Origin of the sequence: Streptomyces sp. FH025 (genome assembly GCF_017427025.1) — a bacterium.
Classification (GTDB): domain Bacteria; phylum Actinomycetota; class Actinomycetes; order Streptomycetales; family Streptomycetaceae; genus Kitasatospora.
The window spans coordinates 1-2,955 of the sequence record NZ_JAFLNG010000834.1 but is presented as its reverse complement, the minus strand read 5'-3'; the positions used below and the strand labels follow the sequence as shown (position 1 = coordinate 2,955).

At 72.8% G+C, this 2,955-nt stretch carries 3 protein-coding genes; all 3 read right to left on the bottom strand.

What is annotated here, in order from left to right; genetic code table 11:
• Nucleotides 1-556, bottom strand: a 556-nt coding sequence (locus J0670_RS34530; protein ID WP_207816361.1) for an ABC transporter permease, incomplete at its 3' end; no start/stop codon positions are given.
• 76 nt (nt 557-632) lie between these two features.
• Nucleotides 633-2,201: an ABC transporter substrate-binding protein gene (locus J0670_RS34525; protein ID WP_207816359.1), complete on the bottom strand. Its 1,569-nt coding sequence runs from the start codon at nt 2,199-2,201 to the stop codon at nt 633-635.
• A 49-nt stretch (nt 2,202-2,250) separates the two neighbouring features.
• Nucleotides 2,251-2,955 (bottom strand): heparin lyase I family protein (locus J0670_RS34520; protein ID WP_207816357.1); only part of this gene is annotated, 705 nt, incomplete at its 5' end.

The following is a 2,955-nucleotide window of genomic DNA, read 5'->3' as shown; positions in this document are numbered from 1 at the left end:
CGACGGCGGGCAGGGCGAGGTACTGGACGGCGAGGTCGGGCGCGGTGAGCAGGTCCCGCTCGCCCCCGGCGGGCAGCACGCGCAGCAGCACCGCGAAGACGAAGACGAACAGCACCGCGGTGACGTACACCGGCAGCGCCAGCAGGGCGGTGACCAGCGGGTCGAGTGCCCGGGCCAGGCGGCCGCGGCGCTCGGAGGCCAGCGCGACGCCCAGGACCAGGCCGAGCAGCAGCATCAGCAGGCCCGCGACCAGGGCGAGTTGGACGGTGCTGCCGAGGCTCTGCCCGATCAGGTGGGTGACCGGTTCGCGGTAGTGGAAGGAACTGCCCGGATCGCCGGTGAGCAGCCCGCGCAGCCAGCCCAGGTACTGGACGGGCAGCGGCCGGTCGACGCCGAGGCTGTCGGCGAGCCGGTCGCGCTGCTCCTGGTCGGCCTCGGCGCCGAGCGCGGCGGAGACCGGGTCGCCGGGGGCCAGGCGCAGCAGCAGGAAGACGGCGACCGAGGCGAGCCAGAGCGTGGCCAGCGCTCCGGCCGCCTTTCTGGTCCAGTAGGGCACGGTGGTACTCCAGGTGGGTCGGAAGCCGCCCCAGGGCGGTGGGGGTCGCCCTGGGACGGCTGGGCGGGTCGGCGTCTCAGGCGGTGCGCCGGGTGTCGCCGAGCCGCAGGTAGCCGAGCGCGCTGGTGGCCACGTCGTGGACGGTGGAGGCGAAGGCGTAGGTCTCCCAGGCGTGCGCGAGGGTGATGTGGAAGGACTCGGTCAGCAGGTACTCGGACAGCTCGTGGTTGACGTCCGCCCTGGCGCGCTCGTCGGCGGCGGCGAAGGCCCGGGCCTGGAGTTCGGCGTAGGCGGGGTCGGTGACGTGCGAGGTGTTCCGGCCGACCTGGAGCGGTCCGGAGACGGTGATGCCGCTCAGCGGGGAGACGCTCACCATGCCGTGGTTGGCGATGAACAGCCCCTCCAGCGTGCCCTGCTGGATCTTCGGCTGGAGGGCGGCGTTGTCCAGGAGCTGGACGTCGACGCCGAACCCGGCCTGCTCCAGGTCGTACTTGACCAGCTCCACGAGGGAGCTGAACACCGGCGAGTTGGCGGCGGTGAGCGGCACCCGCGCGCCCTCGGCGCCGGCTTCCCGGAGCAGCCCGCGGGCCTTCTCCGGGTCGTGCGGGTAGCGGGTGACCTGGTCCGGGGTGACGCCGGGGGTGTTGGCCGGCCAGGGCAGGCTGCTGGCCTCGGCGTAGCCGCCGTACACCTGGGCGACGATGCGTTCGCGGTCCACGGCGTACTGGAGGGCCTGACGCACCCTCCGGTCGTCGAAGGGCTTGCTGGTGACGTTGGCGCCGAGGAACGCCTGCTGGTAGGAGGCCTTGGCGGACTGCACGGTGACGGCCCGGTTCCCGGCGAGCACCTTGAGGTCGCGCCCGGGCACCGCGCCGATCAGGTGGGACTGCCCCGACTGGAGGGCGGAGAGCGCGGCCTGGCTGCTGGTCACCGAGCGGACGGTGATCCGCTCGAAGCGGGGCTGGCCGCTCTGCCAGTAGCGGTCGTAGCGGGCCAGGTCGAGCTGGTTGCCGCCCTTGAACGCCTGCCAGGTGAAGGGCCCGGTGCCGTTGACCTTCTCGGCGGCCTTGCCGTCGACGTAGCCGCGGGCGTCCACGACGGGGTTGAAGGCGAGGGCGTCGAACAGGTTGCTGGTGGGCTTGGCGAGGGTGAGGGTGACTTCGTTCGCGGCGCTCGCCCGGATGTCGGCGAGGCGTTCCAGCAGCGGCTTGACCTGGGAGGTCCTGGTCGCCCCCGTGAGCGAGAAGACGACGTCGTCCGGGCTGAGCGGGCGGCCGTCGTGGAAGGTGACGTCCTCGCGGAGCTTGAGCACGACCTTGGTCCGGTCGGCGTTCCACTCCCAGGAGGTGGCGAGCCAGGGCACGGGCTGGAGGGTCTGCGGGTCGAGGTCGACCAGCCGGTCCAGCACCAGGTTGACGAACACCGGGGTGTCGGGGCCCCGGTGGAGCAGTTGGGTCGGGTCGGGGGCGGCGCCGTAGACGATCTGGAGGTCCGGCGCGGAGGCGGTGGCGGAGGCGGCGGCCCCGCCTGCGGCGTCCTCGGTGGCGGAGCGGCAGCCCGCCGCCAGCAGGGCCGCTCCGGCGCTCAGGCCGAGGAAGCCTCTTCTGGGCAGGGGCAGGCCTCGGTGACGGGCTGCGTCGCTCATGGTGGTGCTACCTCTTCGGTTCTCGGGTGCTCGGTCGGGTGGGTGCGGGTCAGTACCTGGTCACGACGACGCTGTCGCTCCAGGCCACCACGTCGGGCCCGCCGGTGGGGTAGGGGATGTTCTTGGCCGGGTTCCAGTTGGCCCGGTAGATCCCGGTCTTGAAGTAGGGCGACTGGTTCTGGTGGTAGTTGTTGAGGCCGCTGTACGCGCCGACCTGCGCGCCGTCCCGGTAGACGGTGATGGCGCCGGGGGTGGTGTCGGTGGACCAGGTGATGTCGAAGGCCCACTGGTTCCAGTGGTCGAACTGCGCGTCGCCGAGCGGGATCACCGCCTCCTGGACGGTGGTGGGGTCGGTCAGCCAGTGCACCTTGAGCCGCCAGCCGCCGTCCTTGAGGGTGAGGGCGATCGGCGGCTTGGTGTCGCTGCCGTCCGCGAGCGGGTAGCCGTGCCACTGGGCGAGGATCGTCTCGGTGGAGGTCCGCACCCAGTCGGCGGGCAGGTAGTCGGCGAGGGCGAAGCGGTAGCTGCCCCAGCCGAGGGAGTTGACGGCGACCTCGGAGCGGTAGGAGACGCCGTCGTCGGGGACGCTGAAGCGGGCGGCCAGGCCGCTGCCGCCGGCGGGCGCGGGGGCCACGGTGATGCTGCCGTTGCCGTCGACGCGCTGGCGGGTCCAGGCGGAGACGGTGCCGGATTCGAAGTCGTCGGCGAAGACGACGGTGCCGTCGGCGGCGGCCGCCGAAGTGACGGGGGCGGC